Source organism: Micromonospora sp. NBC_00330, assembly GCF_036136635.1.
GTDB lineage: Bacteria > Actinomycetota > Actinomycetes > Mycobacteriales > Micromonosporaceae > Micromonospora > Micromonospora salmantinae.
Map to the genome: position 1 here is coordinate 5,818,266 of NZ_CP108012.1, position 17,955 is coordinate 5,836,220.

General features: G+C 72.0%; 16 protein-coding genes. 9 read left to right on the top strand and 7 right to left on the bottom strand.

Translation table 11 applies throughout. From position 1 onward, the window contains the following. The first annotated feature begins 443 nt into the window (after nt 1–443). The 7 genes from pdhA to OG598_RS26490 all read left to right on the top strand — a co-directional run bounded on the left by pdhA (nt 444) and on the right by OG598_RS26490 (nt 9,973). Nucleotides 444–1,619 carry a pyruvate dehydrogenase (acetyl-transferring) E1 component subunit alpha gene (pdhA, locus tag OG598_RS26460; protein ID WP_328651546.1) on the top strand — a complete coding sequence of 392 codons (1,176 nt, stop codon included), beginning with the start codon at nt 444–446 and terminating at the stop codon, nt 1,617–1,619. Then, entirely contained in the window at nt 1,619–2,608 is a 990-nt protein-coding gene (locus tag OG598_RS26465) for an alpha-ketoacid dehydrogenase subunit beta (protein ID WP_328651547.1), read from the top strand. Before pdhA ends, OG598_RS26465 begins: the two co-directional genes overlap by 1 nt. After that, nucleotides 2,605–4,071 carry a dihydrolipoamide acetyltransferase family protein gene (locus OG598_RS26470; RefSeq protein ID WP_328651548.1) on the top strand — a complete coding sequence of 489 codons (1,467 nt, stop codon included), beginning with the start codon at nt 2,605–2,607 and terminating at the stop codon, nt 4,069–4,071. The genes OG598_RS26465 and OG598_RS26470 overlap by 4 nt, the downstream gene beginning before the upstream one ends. A gap of 218 nt (nt 4,072–4,289) precedes the next feature. Next, the gene (locus tag OG598_RS26475; protein ID WP_167492909.1) at nt 4,290–4,427 is read left to right on the top strand and encodes a hypothetical protein; all 138 of its coding nucleotides are present in this window, start codon (nt 4,290–4,292) and stop codon (nt 4,425–4,427) included. Nucleotides 4,428–4,770: 343 nt separating this feature from the next. Beyond that, nucleotides 4,771–7,500 (top strand): LppU/SCO3897 family protein, encoded by a 2,730-nt coding sequence (locus OG598_RS26480; RefSeq protein WP_328651549.1) that lies wholly within the window; start codon nt 4,771–4,773, stop codon nt 7,498–7,500. 82 nt (nt 7,501–7,582) lie between these two features. Continuing rightward, complete coding sequence (locus OG598_RS26485) at nt 7,583–7,969, top strand: hypothetical protein (protein WP_328651550.1); 387 nt, start codon at nt 7,583–7,585, stop codon at nt 7,967–7,969. 165 nt (nt 7,970–8,134) lie between these two features. Beyond that, complete coding sequence (locus OG598_RS26490; RefSeq protein ID WP_328651551.1) at nt 8,135–9,973, top strand: NHL domain-containing thioredoxin family protein; 1,839 nt, start codon at nt 8,135–8,137, stop codon at nt 9,971–9,973. Nucleotides 9,974–10,005: 32 nt separating this feature from the next. On the opposite strand, the gene OG598_RS26495 is transcribed toward OG598_RS26490, so the two are convergent. The 3 genes from OG598_RS26495 to OG598_RS26505 are packed head-to-tail and all read right to left on the bottom strand — an operon-like array spanning nt 10,006 to nt 12,342. After that, complete coding sequence (locus tag OG598_RS26495; RefSeq protein ID WP_328651552.1) at nt 10,006–10,755, bottom strand: LamB/YcsF family protein; 750 nt, start codon at nt 10,753–10,755, stop codon at nt 10,006–10,008. Next, a complete protein-coding gene (locus OG598_RS26500) occupies nt 10,739–11,701 on the bottom strand; it encodes a biotin-dependent carboxyltransferase family protein (protein ID WP_442931534.1) in 963 nt (320 codons plus the stop codon). The genes OG598_RS26495 and OG598_RS26500 overlap by 17 nt, the downstream gene beginning before the upstream one ends. Next, complete coding sequence (locus OG598_RS26505; protein ID WP_328651554.1) at nt 11,599–12,342, bottom strand: 5-oxoprolinase subunit B family protein; 744 nt, start codon at nt 12,340–12,342, stop codon at nt 11,599–11,601. Before OG598_RS26505 ends, OG598_RS26500 begins: the two co-directional genes overlap by 103 nt. Before the next feature lie 107 nt (nt 12,343–12,449). On the opposite strand from OG598_RS26505, the gene trhA reads away from it, so the two are divergent. Then, nucleotides 12,450–13,127: a PAQR family membrane homeostasis protein TrhA gene (gene trhA, locus OG598_RS26510; protein WP_328651555.1), complete on the top strand. Its 678-nt coding sequence runs from the start codon at nt 12,450–12,452 to the stop codon at nt 13,125–13,127. A 218-nt stretch (nt 13,128–13,345) separates the two neighbouring features. Here trhA and OG598_RS26515 read toward each other — a convergent pair whose 3' ends face one another. Further along, nucleotides 13,346–13,633: a DUF6458 family protein gene (locus OG598_RS26515; protein WP_238685224.1), complete on the bottom strand. Its 288-nt coding sequence runs from the start codon at nt 13,631–13,633 to the stop codon at nt 13,346–13,348. Between the two features lie 112 nt (nt 13,634–13,745). Between OG598_RS26515 and OG598_RS26520 the strand changes: the two genes are divergently transcribed. After that, entirely contained in the window at nt 13,746–14,285 is a 540-nt protein-coding gene (locus tag OG598_RS26520) for a SixA phosphatase family protein (protein ID WP_328651556.1), read from the top strand. 49 nt (nt 14,286–14,334) lie between these two features. Here the strand turns inward: OG598_RS26520 and OG598_RS26525 are convergent, their stop codons facing one another. From OG598_RS26525 to OG598_RS26535, 3 genes are all read right to left on the bottom strand, one after another. After that, nucleotides 14,335–14,604 (bottom strand): DUF6458 family protein, encoded by a 270-nt coding sequence (locus OG598_RS26525; RefSeq protein ID WP_030487564.1) that lies wholly within the window; start codon nt 14,602–14,604, stop codon nt 14,335–14,337. Between the two features lie 195 nt (nt 14,605–14,799). Further along, complete coding sequence (locus OG598_RS26530; RefSeq protein ID WP_328651557.1) at nt 14,800–16,656, bottom strand: acyl-CoA dehydrogenase; 1,857 nt, start codon at nt 16,654–16,656, stop codon at nt 14,800–14,802. A gap of 129 nt (nt 16,657–16,785) precedes the next feature. Then, nucleotides 16,786–17,910, bottom strand: a complete 1,125-nt coding sequence (locus OG598_RS26535) for a PP2C family protein-serine/threonine phosphatase (protein ID WP_328655440.1) — start codon at nt 17,908–17,910, stop codon at nt 16,786–16,788. Nucleotides 17,911–17,955: the final 45 nt, after the last annotated feature.

The window sequence follows — 17,955 nt, forward strand, 5'->3', positions numbered from 1 at the left end:
GCGATCCTGCGGGAATCAGCCTCGCTCAGTCACTGTGGGTCAGCCAACCTCCACCGCGTGTCGACACGCAGTGCTGCCCGAACGGTGACGAATTGTGCCGCAACGCATGGGAAACGCGGGCCGGCATGATGGCGACAAACGGCGTCAAAGCATGGGCGGTCGGATTGCGGAGGCAGGCGTACTGTGGGCGCGCTCACCTGCTCTGCGAATATGGAGCACGACGGCAACGCAGCCGTGACCTCCGCGCACCCTCGCGGCAGGCGCGGTTGAGCGCCGGCGCTCCCGATCCGGGTTCGGCCAGAACCCGGATCACGCCGTGCGGCAACCCCCACCGGGGCTAGGCGCGGCCGCCAGGAACCGGTCCGGCAGCAGCCGGGCAGGCGCACGAGTTGCGCGGCCGGGTGACCCCCCGGTGCCGACGCAGACACGACAGGGAGAGACCGATGGCAAAGGGCGACCCCGGGGGCACCACCCGCAGCAGGCGGGCCGCACCCCGCTCCAAAAAGGGCGCGGCCGGCGACCCCGCGCTGGTGCAGCTCCTCACCCCCGAAGGCGAGCGGATCGACAGCGCCACCGGGCCGGACGGCACCGAGTACCGCGTCGACTTCACCGACGAGGAATACCGCGGTCTCTACCGCGACCTGGTGCTGGTCCGGAAGCTGGACGCCGAGGCGACCGCTCTCCAGCGTCAGGGCGAGCTGGGCCTGTGGGCCAGCCTGCTCGGCCAGGAAGCCGCCCAGGTCGGTTCCGGGCGGGCGCTGCGCACCCAGGACATGGCCTTCCCGACCTACCGGGAGCACGGCGTCCTCTACTGCCGGGGCATCGACCCGATCATGCCGCTGGGCCTGTTCCGCGGCGTCGACCAGGGCGGCTGGGACCCGAACGAGTTCAAGTTCAACATGTACACGATCGTCATCGGGGCGCAGACCCTGCACGCGACCGGCTACGCGATGGGAATCACCATCGACGGCAAGACCGGCACCGACGACGGCGAGGCGGCGATCGCCTACTTCGGCGACGGCGCCACCAGCCAGGGCGACGTGAACGAGGCCTTCGTCTGGGCCAGCGTGTTCAACGCGCCGCTGGTCTTCTTCTGCCAGAACAACCAGTACGCGATCTCCGAGCCGCTGGAGCGGCAGACCCGCGTCCCGCTCTACCAGCGGGCCGCCGGCTTCGGCTTCCCCGGCGTACGGGTGGACGGCAACGACGTGCTCGCCACGTACGCGGTCACCCGCACCGCGCTCGACAACGCCCGCCTCGGGCAGGGTCCGAGCCTGATCGAGGCGTACACCTACCGGATGGGCGCGCACACCACCTCCGACGACCCGACCCGCTACCGCATCGCCAGCGAGGTCGAGGCGTGGCAGGCCAAGGACCCGATCGCCCGGGTCAAGGCCTTCCTGGAAAAGCAGCAGATCGCCGACGCGGCCTTCTTCGCCGAGGTCGACGAGCAGGCCCGCCGCGAGTCGGTGCACCTGCGCGAGCGGGTGCTCGAGATGCCGGACCCGGAACCGGTGACGATGTTCGACCACGTCTACCCCAACGGGTCTCCGCTGCTCGACGAGCAGCGCGCGAAGTTCAGCCGCTACATGGAGTCGTTCGAGGGGAGCGCCCACTGATGGCCACGGAGACGCTCACCATCGGCAAGGCCCTCAACACCGGTCTGCGCCGCGCCCTGGAGAACGACCCCAAGGTCATCATCATGGGCGAGGACGTCGGCAAGCTCGGCGGCGTCTTCCGGATCACCGACGGTCTCCAGAAGGACTTCGGCGACCAGCGGGTGATCGACACCCCGTTGGCCGAGTCCGGCATCATCGGCACCGCTGTCGGTCTGGCCATCCGCGGCTACCGGCCGGTCTGCGAGATCCAGTTCGACGGCTTCGTCTACCCCGCGTACGACCAAATCGTGTCGCAGGTGGCGAAGATGCACTACCGCTCGGGCGGCCGGCTCAGCATCCCCATGGTGATCCGGATCCCGTTCGGCGGCGGCATCGGCGCCGTCGAGCACCACTCCGAGTCGCCGGAGGCGTACTTCGCGCACACCGCCGGCCTGAAGGTGGTGACCTGCTCCAACCCGCAGGACGCGTACGTGATGATCCAGCAGGCCATCGCCTCGGACGACCCGATCGTCTTCCTGGAGCCCAAGCGGCGCTACTGGGAGAAGGGCCAGGTCGACCTGGACGCGCCGCTGTCCGACGCGTACCCCCTGCACTCGGCCCGGGTCGTGCGGCCCGGCACCGACGTCACCGTGCTGGCCTACGGCCCGATGGTGCGGACCTGCCTGGAGGCGGCGACCGCCGCCGCCGAGGACGGCCGGGAGCTTGAGGTCATCGACCTGCGCTCGCTCTCGCCGCTGGACCTGACCGCGGCGTACGAGTCGGTGAAGCGCACCGGCCGTGTGGTCGTGGTGCACGAGGCGCCGTCCAACATCGGCCTCGGCGCCGAGTTGGCCGCCCGAATCACCGAGGAGTGCTTCTACTCCCTGGAGTCGCCAGTGCTGCGGGTTACCGGCTTCGACACCCCCTACCCGGCCGCCCGGGTGGAGGAGGAGTACCTGCCCGACCTCGACCGGGTGCTCGACGCCGTCGACCGCACCTTCGGCTGGTGAGCGACATGTCCCGGATCAAGACGTTCAACCTGCCCGACCTGGGCGAGGGGCTGACCGAGGGCGAGATCCTGGCCTGGCTGGTCAAGGTGGGCGACACCATCGAGCTGAACCAGCCGATCGTCGAGGTGGAGACGGCGAAGGCGGCCGTGGAGATCCCGGCGAAGTGGGCCGGCCAGGTTCAGGCGATCCACCACCCGGAGGGCACCACTGTCGAGGTCGGTACGCCGATCATCGCGATCGACACCGACCCGGGCGCCGGGCCGCTGGACGCGCCGTCGACGACTGCCACGCCCAGCGGTGACCTGCCCACCCCGTCGGCGGCCTCGCTGGCGGCGGTGGAGGTGGCACCGGCCGAGGGCATGGTCGAGCCCGGCCTGATCGGCGGTGCGGCCCCGGGCGGGCGGACCGCGGTGCTCGTCGGCTACGGCCCGCGTACCACCGCGGCGAAGCGCCGCCCCCGCAAGGGCGCGGTCCCGGCGCAGGCCGTGACGGCTCCCGCACCGGCCGCGCCGACTCCGTCACCGGTGGTCACGCCGGCGGTGGCGCCGGCCCAGAACGGGCGGGCCGCGACGGTGACCGGCGGGGTGCTGGCCAAGCCGCCGGTGCGCAAGCTCGCAAAGGATCTCGGGGTCGACCTCGGCACGTTGACCGGGTCGGGGCCGCTCGGCTCGATCACCCGGGAGGACGTGCAGCAGGCGGCGAGCGGTGCGAGCGTGGTGGTTGCCGAGCCGATCGTGGCGACGACAGCGCCCAGCTTCGGAGCGGACCGGGAGCAGCGCATCCCGGTCAAGGGCGTCCGCAAGCTGACCGCCGAGAACATGTCCCGCTCGGCGTTCACCGCCCCGCACGTGACGGAGTTCCTGACCGTCGACGTGACCCGGGCGATGAAGGCCCTGGACCGGCTGCGCGGCCGACGGGAGTGGCGCGACGTACGGGTCTCGCCGCTGCTGCTGGTGGCGAAGGCGGTGCTGCTGGCGGTGCAACGGCACCCGATGGTCAACTCGACCTGGGCGGGCGACGAGATCGTGGTCAAGGAGTACGTCAACCTCGGTATCGCGGCGGCCACCGAGCGCGGTCTGATCGTGCCGAACGTCAAGGACGCCGGCCGACTCTCGCTGCGGGAGTTGGCGGACGCGCTGACCGACCTGGTGCAGACGGCGAAGTCCGGCCGGACCTCGCCGGCGGCCATGTCCGGCGGCACCCTGACCATCACCAACGTCGGCGTGTTCGGGGTGGACACCGGCACACCGATCCTGCCGCCGGGTGAGTCCGCGATCCTGGCCTTCGGCGCGGTGCGGGAGATGCCCTGGGTGCACAAGGGCAAGGTCAAGGTTCGCCAGGTCACCACCCTGGGGCTGAGCTTCGACCACCGGATCGTCGACGGTGAGCTGGGCTCGAAGTTCCTGCGGGACGTCGGCGAGTTCCTCACGGATCCGGAGGCGGCGCTGCTCGCCTGGACCTGATCGGTTCGAACGCCAGCCACGGCCGGTGTGCCACGGGTTAACGCCCGGCACACCGGCCGTGTCCGTTGGGCAACGGAACCGTCGGCCAGACGGCTTGTTGACCTTTGATTGTTAGGCAGGTGTCTCAGCTCACCTAATAATCGATGGAAGTTCGCCGGCTCATGCTGTTGAATAGATGCATCAGGGGCTGACAACCGAATAGCCAGGGGGACCCACCAATGAGCATGATCGAGCGAATCCGCAACCACCGCGACGCGACCCGCCGCGCCCGTGCCATCGAGCACGCGCTGCGCTCGGCGAACTCGCCGGCGGTTCGCGAGGAGATCCTCGCCATCGCCCAGCGTCACATGAGCTGACGCTCCACGACTTTCCTCACCTCCTCCAGATCGATAGCCCACCCGGCCCACCGGGTGGGCCATCGGCGTTTCCCAACCACCACCACCGGGATTCCGCCCTGCCGCAGCGCCCGGTACGGTGGGCTTCGGTCGCCGCCCGCCGACCCGGCAGAGGCCGAGCCGACAGAAACTGCTCGACATCAACCGGCAACGGTGAGTGACGACCAGTGCTCCTTGGACGTGTCGTGCCACCACCCGATACCGTGCGGGGAGCCGGCACAGCGGTACGCCGGTGACGCCGGCAGCCACGCCGAGGAGACCAATCGGCACCGGCGAGCCGACATGTGATGGAGGAGGCGCACCCATGACGTCCGAGGGCCCGCACCGACCCGGCCAAGAGCCGGACGAGGTGTCACCGGGCGCCGGCGGACCGGCGCCGTACGGCGACCGCCCGGCGCAGCCGGACAACGGCCAGAACGCGGCCGGCCCCGACCTGGGCTGGGCACCCCCGCCCCCGACGCGGCCCAACCCGTCGACGCCGGCATGGGCGGCCCAGTCCGAGCAGCCGCCGGCCCCCGCCTGGGGTGCCGCCGCCGCTGGGCAGCCCCACGACCCGGCGCAGCCCGCCTGGGCCGCCGGTGGTGGCGCGAGCGAGCCGCCGCAGCAGCAGCCCGGCGCGTGGTCCGGCAACGACGGCACGCCTGCTGCTGCACAGCCCGACCCCTGGGCCGCGCAGCAGCAGGGCTGGACGCCAGCCGAGCAGAGCGCACCCGCACCGACCTGGACCCCGAACGCCCCCGCCGAGCAGCCGGACTGGGTGCAGGCCCAGCCAGCCGCACGGGGCGCCGCGCAGGTTCCGCCGGCCACCGCCGCCTGGCCCGCCCAGGAGGACCCGGCCAGCGGCTGGGGCGGCGCGGCGCAGGCCAACCCGCCCGCAGCCGACTGGCGGGCGACCGAATCTCCGCAATCCGACGAACCGCAGGCCGCCGGCTGGTCCGGCGGCGCCCAGCAGGACCAGGCCACCGGCAACGGCGGCTGGCCCGCCGCCGGCGCCGCCCGCGACGACCAGCCGGTGTGGACGCCGGCGGAGCAGTCGCCACCGACCTGGGGCCAGCCCGCCGAAGCGACCGAGCAGCCCGCCCCCGGCTGGGGTCAGGCCGCCCAGCCGAGCCCGGCCCGTGGCGCCGCCCAGGTCCCGGCCCCGACGACGAACTGGCCCGCGCAGGACGATCCGGCCAACTCCGGCGGATGGGCCGCGCAGCAGCAGGCGCAGCCCGCAGTGTGGAACGACGGCAACGACGCGCGGCAGGACCAGCCCGCGCAGCCGGCCGCCTGGGGCGAGGCCGAGGGCCGTCCGCAGCAGCCCGACTGGGTGCTCTCCCAACCGGAGCAGCCGACCGAGCGGCCGGAGCAGGCAGGGTGGACCCCGGCGGAGCCGAGCAACCTCCCCGCCCGGGCCAGCGCCAGCGTGCCCACCAGCGGCGGCGCGCCCAACTGGGCCGCCGGCCCGGACAACGCCGCCCAGGGCAACTCCGGCGGCGTGCCGGAGGTCGAGCCGTGGGCCCCCGGTGAGGTATGGGGTCGCGCGGAGGCCGAAGCTTCCGCACAGTCCCGCGGCGGTTGGGAGGCGGACCGGGGCGACGAGGCGCCGGCCTACCAGCCCGGGCCCGCGCCGGGCATCTCGCCGGCGAACGCGGTGCCGCTGCCCCCGCAGGAGCAGCGCGTCCCGGGTGCCAGCCTGGCCGCCGCCCCGCCGGCCGACTACGCGCCCCAGGCACAGTTCGCTCCGATCCCCGAGCAGCCCGCCTACGCCGAGCGGGAGACCCCGGACGCCGCCGCGCAGTACGGTGGCCGCCCCGACGACGTCTCCGCGAGCGGCGCTGTGGTGCCCGCCCCGCGTACCTCTCCGGAGTCCGGAGCGGGCCGCGCTGTCGTATCGGTGTCGGACGCCGAGTCGGCAGCCGGCGCAGCGGCCCGGGCCACGGCGAGCGCTTCGGTGCCGCTGGCCAGCCGGGTGATGCCCCCGACCGACCAGGCCATCCGACCGACCGGCACGGCCAACCCGCAACCCCGGGTGTACGGCCGTCCGGCACGACCGGAGCCGGAGGCCGAGCCGGAGCCGGAGGCGTTCCAGGGCGACCAGGGCGCCGACCGCCAGGGTGCTCCGGAGTGGCAGAACGACGCGCCACGGCAGGCCACGCCCGACTGGCAGCACGAGGGGCAGCGGCAGATCGCTCCCGACTGGCAGAACGAGGCGCAGCGGCAGCAGTCCGCACCCGACTGGCAGAACGACGCGCAGCGGCAGGCTGGGCCCGGCTGGGGCGGCGAGTCCCCGGCCGATCCGCGCTTCGACGACCGGCAGCCCGCACCGAACGCGTTCAACGAGGCACCGTCGCCGCCGCCGGCGTTCCCGCCGGGTGTGCCGTCCTTCGTCGACGCCCCCGGCAACAACAGGCCGGTGAACGGCACCCGCCCGCACTCCGGCGGCGAGCCGCCGGCGGACCAGTTCGGCGGCCCCGGGTCGCCAGCCGCCGGCACCGCGAACGGAACGGCGACCTTCGGTGCGCCGAACTTCGGTGGCCCGGGCTCCGGCGCGCCGGGCTTCGGCGGGCCGGGGACCGAACCGGCGCAGGGCGGCGGCTTCCCGCCGTCGTTCCCGCCACCGCCACAGCCCGCTTCGTCCTGGGGCCAGGAGGCCGGCCAGTCGGACCAGGGCCGATTCGACGCGTTCAAGCCGGACGCCGTCGACGAGCCGAAGGTGGAGCCACCGACCCCCAAGGTGCGCAACGGCCGGGTGCTGGCCGCGGTGCTGATCGCCGCCATGCTCATCCTGGCGGTGCCGCTCGGCCTGCTGCTGCTGCTCGGCAAGGTCGGCGGGAACGACACGCCGGCCTTCGACCCGGCGGTCGGCACCTGCGTGAAGCAGTCCGGGCAGGGCGGCGCCTCGGCGGCGGACTGCGGCGAGGCGGGCGCGTTCACGATCGTCTCGAAGGTGGACGCCAAGGAGAAGTGCACCGACACGACGCAGCCCCACGTGGTGCTGCCGGGTGAAGGCACCAACCGGGTGCTCTGCCTGAAGCCGGCCACGAAGTAGCTGCACCGACGGCGGGGTCACGGGCAACCGTGGCTCCGCCGTCGTCGTACCCGGAGCCTCTTGCTTCAGGCACAATTCGATCGTGCAACGCGAGCTGGCGGCGGCGCTGGAGCCGATCTTGTCCGATCTTGGGAAGCCTGACGGGGTGCAGCCCGATCTTCGCGACGAGCCGTGGCGAGACGACCCACAGACCGCCAGCGCCTTCCTCTACGCCTCCGACGGTTCCGGCCACGGGATCTCGATCGATCTCGGCCTACCCACCGTGACACAGGTCGTCGCGCTCGCCGACCAGGTTCAGGAGTGGGCGGTGGAGGCACTGTGGTCACTGGGCCGTGCCACCAACTGGCCGCCCTGTCCCCAGCATCCCGAGAGCCACCCCCTGACAGCGGTGGTACGCGCCGACCGAGCGGTCTGGGCCTGTCCCACTCTTGGGACCGAGATCAGCGAGATTGGGACGTTAGGTAGCTAGGAGTCCTCGGTCGAGCAGAGGCGGAGTCCGGATGTCGGTCCGGCGTCGTGAGTCGCCCCCTTGATCGTTGGAAGCTGAGCAACCCGACACGCCGAGTACTGCACTAGGACGCTTGTCGTACGGGTCACGGCGGCTGGGCCCACGGGGCGTGGCAGGCTGACAGGCATGGGAACGACAGCGCGTGTACGTGCCCCCGAACTGCGTGGTCGGGGCTGGCTGAACACCGGTGGGCGCGAACTGAAGCTCGCCGACCTTCGCGGCAAGATCGTCATCGCGGATTTTTGGACGTTCTGCTGTATCAACTGCCTGCACGTGCTCGACGAGCTCCGCCCGCTTGAGGAGAAGTACGGCGACGTGCTCGTCGTGATCGGCGTGCACTCGCCGAAGTTCGAGCACGAGAAGGACGCCGACGCGCTCGCCGCCGCGGTCGAGCGGTACGGGGTGCACCACCCCGTGCTCGACGATCCTGAGCTGGACATGTGGCAGCAGTACGCGGCCCGGGCCTGGCCGACCCTGTCGGTGATCGACCCCGAGGGTTACGTGGTGGCCACCATGGCCGGCGAGGGGCACGCCGAGGGGCTGGCCCGACTGATCGACGAGTTGATCTCCACCCACGAGGCCAAGGGCACCCTGCACCGGGGGAACGGCCCGTACGTCCCGCCGCCGGCACCGGAGACCGCGCTGCGCTTCCCGGGTAAGGCGGTGCTGCTGCCCAACGGCAACCTGCTGGTCTCGGACTCGGCCCGGCACTCAGTGGTCGAGATCGACCCGGACGGCGAGACGCCGGTGCGTCGGATCGGCTCGGGCGAGCGCGGCCGGGCGGACGGGCCGGCCGCCGCGGCGACGTTCTCCGAGCCGCAGGGGGTGTGTCTGCTCCCCACGCACGTCGCCGAGGTGGCCGGCTACGACCTGGTGGTGGCCGACACTGTCAACCACCTGCTGCGCGGCGTACGGCTGGAGTCCGGCGAGGTGGTCACAGTGGCCGGCAGTGGGCGGCAGTGGCGCGCCGAGGTCGACGACCACGCACACGACGCGTTCGCCGTCGACCTCTCCTCCCCGTGGGACCTGGCCTGGTACGACGACAAGCTGATCATCGCGATGGCCGGCATCCACCAGCTCTGGTGGTTCGACCCGATCAAGCGGACCGCCGGCATGTACGCCGGCACCACCGTCGAGGCGCTGCGCGACGGCCCGTTGGCCGAGGCGTGGATGGCCCAGCCGTCGGGGCTCTCCGTCTCCGCCGACGGCACCCGTCTCTGGGTGGCCGACAGCGAGTCCAGCGCCGTCCGGTACGTCGAGAACGGTGTGTTGGGCACCGCCGTCGGGCAGGGCCTGTTCGACTTCGGGCACGTGGACGGTCCGGCGGAGTCTGCCCTGCTCCAGCACCCGCTGGGCGTGTGCGCGCTGCCGGACGGCTCGGTGCTGATCGCGGACACGTACAACGGCGCGGTGCGTCGCTTCGATCCGGCCAGCAACCGGGTCTCCACAGTCGCCGACGGGTTGGCGGAGCCGAGCGATTTGGTGCTCACCCCGTCCGGTGAGGTGCTGGTGGTGGAGTCCGCCGCGCACCGGTTGACCCGGCTCGCCCCCGGCGCCCTGTCGGCGGCGGGTGCCAGCACCGTGGACGGGCCCCGCCGCCGCACCGAGCGCAAGCCGACCGACGTGGCCGCCGGCGAGGTCACCCTGGACATCGTCTTCACCCCGGCGCCGGGGCAGAAGCTGGACGAGACGTACGGGCCGTCGACCCGGCTGGTGGTCTCCGCGTCCCCGCCGGAGCTGCTGGTGGACGGTGCCGGTACGGGCACCGAACTGTCCCGCCGGCTGGTGCTCAACGGCGAGGTCACCGCAGGGGTGCTTCAGGTGACCGCGCAGGCGGCGACCTGTGATGCGGACGTCGAGCACGCGGCGTGCCACCTGACCCGGCAGGACTGGGGCGTACCGGTCCGGGTGGTCGACGGCGCCATGACCCGGCTGCCGCTGGTGCTTCGCGGCCTGGACGCCTGACGCGACCGGAGGGGCCCGCTGGGCCCCTCCGGTCAGGCGAAGGGGGCCAGTGTGATGTCGGCGTCGATCAGGGTGGCGCGGACGAGTTCGGCGGCGGAGACCGCGCCCGGGGTGTCGCCGTGGACGCAGATCGAGTCGACCGAGCACGGGATGACTGTGCCGTCGACCGCCACCACGCTGCGTTCGGTGGCCATCCGCGCCGCCCGTTCGGCGACCTGCTCGGGGTCGGTGATCACCGCGCCGGGGGTGCCGCGCGGCACCAGCGCCCCGTTGGGCAGGTAGGCGCGGTCGGCGAACGCCTCGGCGACCACCGGCAGGCCCGCTCCCACGGCGAGTTGGGCGAGCGTCGAGCCGGGAAGGCAGAGTACGGGCAGCTCGGGGTCGTAACCGGTGACGGCGGCGACCACCGCCGCCGCCTGGGACTCGTCGGTGCTGGCCGCGTGGTAGAGCGCGCCGTGCGGCTTGAGGTAGCGGACCCGGGTGCGGAACAGCCGGCAGAACGCGTCCAGCGCCCCCAACTGGTAGGTCACCTCGTCGCGCAGCTCGGCGAAGTCGTACGCGATGTGCCGCCGGCCGAAGCCGGCCAGGTCCCGGTAGCCGACCTGCGCACCCACCGCGACCCCGCGTCGCGCGGCGCCCTCGCAGACCCGCCGCATGGTGGACGGGTCGCCGCCGTGGAAGCCGCAGGCGACGTTGGCGGAGGTGACGAGGCTCAGCAGCGCCTCGTCGTCGCCGAGTCGCCAGATGCCGAATCCCTCGCCCAGGTCAGCGTTGAGGTCCATGGAATCTGACGGTAGTACCTGGCCGGGCCTGCGCGAGCGGGGTCACGTCGGTGACCACCCCGATGACTGGGTATCCACCGGTGGTCGGATGGTCCGCGAGGAAGATCAGGGGTTGTCCGTCGGCCGGCACCTGCACCGCGCCGAGCACGATGCCCTCGCTGGGGAGTTCGCCGGCCACCGCGCGGGGCAGCGCCGCGCCGGCGAGCCGCGCGCCGACCCGGTTGCTCACCGGGCTGATGGTGTACGCGCTGCCGAAGAGCCTGTCGAACGCGGTCGGCGTGAACCAGTCCTCGCGAGGGCCGGGGCCCAGCGTCAGGTGCAGTTCCTCCGGCGGCGTGGGGCACACGGTCAGGTCCACCGGTGCGGGGGTGCCGACCGGATCACCGAGCGGCAGCAGGTCACCGTCCCGTAGCCGGGGCGGGCCGAGCCCGGAGAGGGTGTCGGTGGCCCGGCTACCGAGCACCGGTGACACGTCGATGCCGCCCGCCACCGCCAGCCAACTCCGTACGCCCCGCCGGGCGGGACCGATCCGCAGCACCGTCCCGGCCGGCACTGTGAGCGGGCGTCCGGTGTCACCGGGCCGGGCACCCGCCTGGACGGGGACCTCGGCGCCGGTGACCGCCACCGTGGCCGCCCGGGTCAACCGCACCGTGCAACCGGTCAGGGTGATCTCCAGGCCGGCCGCGTGCTCCGGGTTGCCGACCAGTCGGTTGGCCAACCGCAGGGCACCCGGGTCGAGGGCGCCGGACCGGGGTACGCCCAGGTGCGCCCAGCCGGGCCGGCCCAGGTCCTGAATCGTGGTGAGCGCACCGGCGCGGAGCACCTCGATGGTGGCCGGGTGGGTCACGCCGCCACCATCCGCACGGTGGTGCCCGGTCCGAGTCGGGCCGGCGGGTCGGCGGCCACGTCGAACAGCAGCAGGTCGGTCCGACCGACCAGCAGCCAGCCGCCCGGGGAAGCGCCCGGGTAGATGCCGGCGTACGGGCCGGCCAACGCGACCGAGCCGGCCGGCACCCGGGGACGGGGCGTGGCCAGCCGGGGCAGCGCCAACTCGGCGGGCAGCCCGGTCAGGTAGGGGAATCCGGGGGCGAATCCGCAGAAGGCGACCCGGAACCGGGTGCTGGTCAACCGGTGCCGCACTGCCGGCGCGTCCACGCCCCAGTGTTCCGCCACCGCCGGCAGGTCCGGCCCGTCGAAGACGACCGGTACGACCACGTCCGCCGCGTGGTCGGCTCCGTCTTCGGCTGTGCCGTTGTGGTCCTGGGCATGGGCGTCGGCATTGGCGGTGGTGTGGTCCTTGGCGTCGGCCTGGTTGGGGCGGGTGGTCGCGGCGGTGACGGCGGACGCCCATCGGGTCAGCTGCTCGGCCGTGGTGGTCGGGTCGGGCAGGCCGTCGAGCAGCACGGTCCGGGCCGCCGGCACGATCTCCACGGCGATCAGGTCGCCCTGCTCCCGACGCCGCCACAGCTCGGCCCGCCACGCTTCGACGAACGCGGCCTCCGGGATGTCGGCCACGGCGTCGGGGGCGTCGGCGGGGGCGGTGCAGTCGAGTAGCAGGGCGTGCGCCCCGACCTGTCGGATCCGCATCCGCTCATCCTCGCCGATGTCGTGTCGATCCGGTGTTCACGGTGACGGTGCCGGGTGTCACCAACGCCACTACTTACAAGTAACCTACGGTGCCGTAACCTGACTGGGTGACCACCTCCGCCCCGCTTCGCCTGAAGCCGGTCGACATCGGTAAGCCCCGGATGCGCGGCTGGCTACACACGTACGCCTTCTTCGTCGCCGTGGTCTGCGGCATCGTGCTCTGCTCGATCGCCGCCACCCGGCCGGGGTGGGCACCCCTGGTGAGCTGCCTCATCTACAGCCTGACGGTCTGCGGGCTCTTCGGCACGAGCGCGCTGTACCACCGTCGCGTGTGGTCGGAGCGCGGCTACCAGGTGATGCGCCGGATGGACCACTCGATGATCTTCGTGTTCATCGCCGGCACGTACACGCCGCTCTGCGCGATGCTGCTCACGCCCCGGCCGGCCACGGTGATGCTGGCCCTGGTCTGGGGCGGCGCGCTGGCCGGCGTGGCGGTCAAGGTGATCTGGCCGCACGCGCCGCGCTGGGTGTCCGCGCCGCTCTACCTGGCGCTGGGCTGGGTGGCGGTGGCCATGCTGCCGGAGATCCTGCACGGGGGCGGCGTCGCAGCGCTGGTGCTGCTGATCGTCGGCGGCGCGATCTACAGCATCGGCGCTGTCTTCTACGCGTTGCGCCGACCCAATCCGTGGCCCACCGTCTTCGGCCACCACGAGTTCTTCCACGCCTGCACGCTGCTGGCGGCGCTCTGTCACCACATCGCGATCTACTTCGCGCTGTTCGCCTGACCCAACCAGCTTCTGGGACGGGCCCGCACCTCAAGATCCGCGCAACTTCGGGGAAACTGCTGCCTGGACGCGCCCTCAGGCAGCATTTTCCCCGAAAGTGTGCGGATCTTGGCAGGGGTAGCGGGGTGCCGGCGGTCCCGGCGCACAGACGCGAGCCGGGCGCACACGCGAGCCGGGGCCCCGCGACGCTGCGGGACCCCGGAGTGTGTGGGCGAGGATCAGACCGGTCGGCCCGGCCGACGCACCTCGCGGTATTCCTGCATGACCTGGTTGTCCTGGACCGGCACGACCCGGTCGGCCACCACGCGCTCCTCGCGTACCGGCGCGGCCACCACCGGGCGGCGGCGGCTGTTCCAGAAGTAGAGGGTGGTGAGCAGGCCGGCGACGCCGGCGAGCATCAACACCCAGCCGACCACTGCGAGGTCCAGCCAACCCAGGTCGGCCTCCACTGCGAACGCGAAGATCGCGCCTAATGCGATCAAGAAGATGCTGCCACCAATGCCCATGTCTCGCTCCTCGGCTCTAACCTGGCGTACGTCGCGCCGCGGCCGTCGGTAGGGGTGCGGCATCCATCGACTTACCCAGGCACAGAGATCGCCAATCGGGCAAGCTGGGGGCATGACGGACGCCGACCCCGACACACGGACTCTGGTGTTGCTGCGGCACGCGAAGGCCGAGCAGGGCAGCGACGCGGCGGACGACGCGGAGCGGCCGCTGAGCGCACGCGGGACCGCCGACGCGGCTGCGGCTGGGGCCTGGTTGGCGCACCAGGGGTTGCTGCCCGACGTGGTGATCTGCTCGACGGCCCGACGCACCCGGCAGACCTGGCACGGGGTGGCGATGGGGATGACCGGTTCACCGCCGGAGGGTGGTCCGACCGGTCCTCGCCCGACCGTCCGTTATGAGCCGGGTGCGTACGACGCGCACCCCGAGGAGTTGTTGTCGCTGGTCCGCACTGTGGACCCGGCGGCCCGCACGGCGCTGCTCATTGCCCACAATCCGGGCATCTCGCTGCTCTCCGCGCTCCTCGATCCGGAGGGCGTGGACGACGAGGGTTTGCGTACCGCTGAGCTGGCGGTGCACAGCTGCCCGGCCGGCTGGGCGGACTTGAGCAGGGCGGGAGCGCCGCTCACGGCTCGGCACACCGCACGCGACTGAGCCACCCGCCGATCCGACGGGTGGCTCAGGGGTACGCATTGTGCGGGGATCAGGACGGCGGCGCGGTTGGTGGCGGCGGGTCCGGCGGTGGCGGCATCATCGCCGTCGGATGAGACAGCCGGTTCTCCTCCACGATGAGGGTTCGAGCCCGCTTGCGCCGGTCCTGCCAGAACCAGACAGTGGTCAGCAGTACGGCCAGCCCGGCCAGGATGAACACCCAACCGACCGCGCGTACGTCGATCCACCAGACGTTGGCTCTCAGCGCGAAGGTCAGGATCGCGCCGATCGCGATGAGAAAAATGCCGCTTCCTACACCCATGTGCGCTGCACTCCCCCGTGCGGTGGCTCTGGGCGTTCCCTTTCGAGGTCACGCGACGGTTACCCGCCACGCCAGCGGCATACCCGACCGGGCTCGGCCAATACGTGCCGCCACCGGGCGGAGACGGCGACGGCCGGCGGGGCAGAAGCCCCACCGGCCGTGGCAAGTGCCGGGTGGTGCGACCCAGCACAGGACCTAGAAGGCCTCCTCCGGGAGGTCCATGATGTCGAGGTCGGCACCCTCGATGATCCGCCGGTCGGCGCCGATGCGGGGCAGCACCTCACGGGCGAAGAAGCGGGCAGCGGCCACCTTGCCGGTATAGAACGCCTTGTCGCTGGCGGAGACCTCGCCCGCGAGGGCCTTCAGCGCCACCTCGGCCTGCCGCTGGAGCAGCCAGCCGACCACCAGGTCGCCGATCGCCAGCAGGAACCGCCGGCTGCTCAGCCCGACCTTGTAGAGCGCGCGGGTGTCGCCGCCCTGCGCCTCGCCCAGCCAGCCGGTCAGCACGCCGAGGATGTTCTGGATCTCGGCCAGCGCCTTGCCGAGCGACTGCCGCTCCTCCTTGAGCTGGCCGTTGCCCGCCTCGGAGGAGAGGAACTCCTGGATCTCGCCGGAGACCGCGAGCAGCGCCTTGCCGTTGTCCCGAACGATCTTGCGGAAGATCAGGTCGAGGCTCTGGATGGCGGTGGTGCCCTCGTACAGGGTGTCGATCTTGGCGTCGCGGACGTACTGCTCCAGCGGGTAGTCCTGGAGGAACCCGGAGCCGCCGAAGGTCTGCAGGGCCTCGTGCCCGAGCATCTCGTACGCCCGCTCCGAACCGACGCCCTTGACCAGCGGCAACAGCAGGTCGTTGATCCGCTTGGCCAGCTTGGTGGCCTTCTCGTCGCCGGCGGCCTCGGCCAGCGCGATCTTGTCCTGCCAGGTGGCGGTGTAGAGGACCAGAGCGCGAAGACCCTCGGCGTACGACTTCTGCAGCAGCAGCGAGCGGCGTACGTCCGGGTGGTGGGTGATGGTGACCCGGGGGGCGGTCTTGTCGGCCTGCTGGATCAGGTCGGCGCCCTGCACCCGGTTCTTCGCGTACTCGAGGGCGTTGAGGTAACCGGTGGAGAGGGTGGCGATGGCCTTGGTGCCGACCATCATCCGGGCGTACTCGATGATCATGAACATCTGCCGGATGCCGTCGTGCTTGTCGCCCAGCAGCCAACCCTTGGCCGGCACGCCGTGCTCGCCGAAGGTCACCTCGCAGGTGTTGGAGACCTTCAGGCCCATCTTGTGCTCGACGTTCGTGGCGTAGACGCCGTTGCGCTCGCCCAGCTCGCCGGTGGTCTCGTCGAAGTGGAACTTCGGCACCACGAAGAGCGACAGACCCTTGGTGCCGGGGCCACCGACACCCTCCACGCCGACGGGACGGGCCAGCACGTAGTGCACGATGTTGTCGCTCAGGTCGTGCTCACCCGAGGTGATGAAGCGCTTCACACCCTCGATGTGCCAGGTGCCGTCGGGCTGCTGGATCGCCCGGGCGCGCCCCGCGCCAACGTCCGAGCCGGCATCCGGCTCGGTGAGCACCATCGTGGAGCCCCACTGCTTGTCGATGAAGAGCTTGGCCCACTTCTTCTGCCGCTCGTTGCCCTCGACGTGCAGCACGTGCGCGAAGGACGGGCCGGAGGCGTACATCCAGACCGGCGCGTTCGAGCCGAGCACCAGCTCGGCGAGCGCCCACCAGAGGGCGCGCGGCGCGTTGGTGCCGCCCAGCGCCGGCGGCAGGTCCAGGCGCCAGAACTCGGAGTCCATGAATGCCTGGTACGACTTCTTGAACGACTCCGGCAGCGGCGCGGTGTGCGTCGCCGGGTCGAAGACCGGCGGGTTGCGGTCACTGTCCGTGTAGCTGGCGGCCAGATCCTCGCGGGCGAGGCGGTCGACCTCAGCGAGGAAGCTGCGGGCGGTGTCGGTGTCGAGATCCGAGTACGGCTCCTGGCCGAACGCCCGGTCCGCCCCGAAGACCTCGAAGAGGTTGAACTCGAGATCCCGGAGGTTGCTCTTGTAGTGGGTCATGCTCGCTGGCCCCGCTTCCGGACAGGTGTTACCGATCAGTAACCCCGACTGTATTACTCGCGGGTAGGCAGCGACAAGCGGATCACCCAAGTGACGGCGATTACACACCTCCGGGCGCGGTCTGCCGGCTCAGCTCTCGGCGGCGCCGACCTCCCAGCTCGGGACAGCTACGGCCGCGCCGGTACGGGCACCCACGTACTCCATCAGGACCAGCGCGATGTCGTCGTCGAGCCGACCGTGCACCCACTCGACCAGGGCGGTCTCCAGCGATGCCAGCCCGTCGGCGACGGTGCCATGGCCGAGCAGTCGCCACGCCCGGTCGGCGGTCGGGAAGAACTCGCCGTCCCGCCGCGCCTCGCCGAGACCGTCGGTGAACAGCAGCAGCCGGTCCCCGGGCTCCAGGCGTTCGACCCGGGGGCGGACCACCGGCATGAACCCGAGCGGAGGCGCCGGGGCCGGCGGTTCCAGTGGGATCACCGCACCCCGGCGTAGCAGCAGCGGCGGCGGATGCCCGCAGTTGACGATCGTGAGGGTGCCGCCACGCTCCTCGACCAGTGCCGCCGTGACGAAGTCCTCGTCGCCGACGTTGCGGGCCACCGCGCGGTCCAGGTCGGCGACGACGGCCCGCAGGTCGGCCCGCTCGTACGCCACATGCCGGTACGAACCGAGGACGATGCTGGCCAGCCGGACCGCGTCCAGACCCTTGCCCCGCACGTCACCGATGATCATGCGGACGCCGTAGGGCGTGTCGATCGCCTCGTACAGGTCGCCGCCGATCTCGGCCGTCGCGGTGGAGGAGATGTAGCGTCCCGCGACCGAGAGCGTGCCGACCTGCGGCCCGAGCGGGCGCAACACCGCCTGCTGGGCCACCGAGGCGAGCTTGGTCAGCTCCACGATCCGCTCGGCCTGCCGCTGGCGAACCCACGCCACCGCCACTGCCATCCCGGTGGCGAGCGCGACCGCGACAACGTTGACCGAGGTGACCAACGAGACCTTCGGCGCGACGAGCGCGAAGCCGGCGCCGATCACTGTCGCCGCGACGCCGACCCCCAGGACCACCACCCAGGACGCCAGGGCGGCGGCGAGAACCGGCGCGGCCGCCAGGAGCGCGACGTAGTGCACCTTGCGGCCGTCCGCCGCCTCCACCGCCGACACGATCGCGAGCAGAACGAGGGCCGCGCCGAGGCCGGCGCGGGATCCGGGGCTCAGCGGGCGACGGCCCGACTGGAGGAGTCGCGTGGGTACGACTGACAGTTTGCCTGATCCACGTGAACCGGTGAATGAACCTGACCCGTCGTC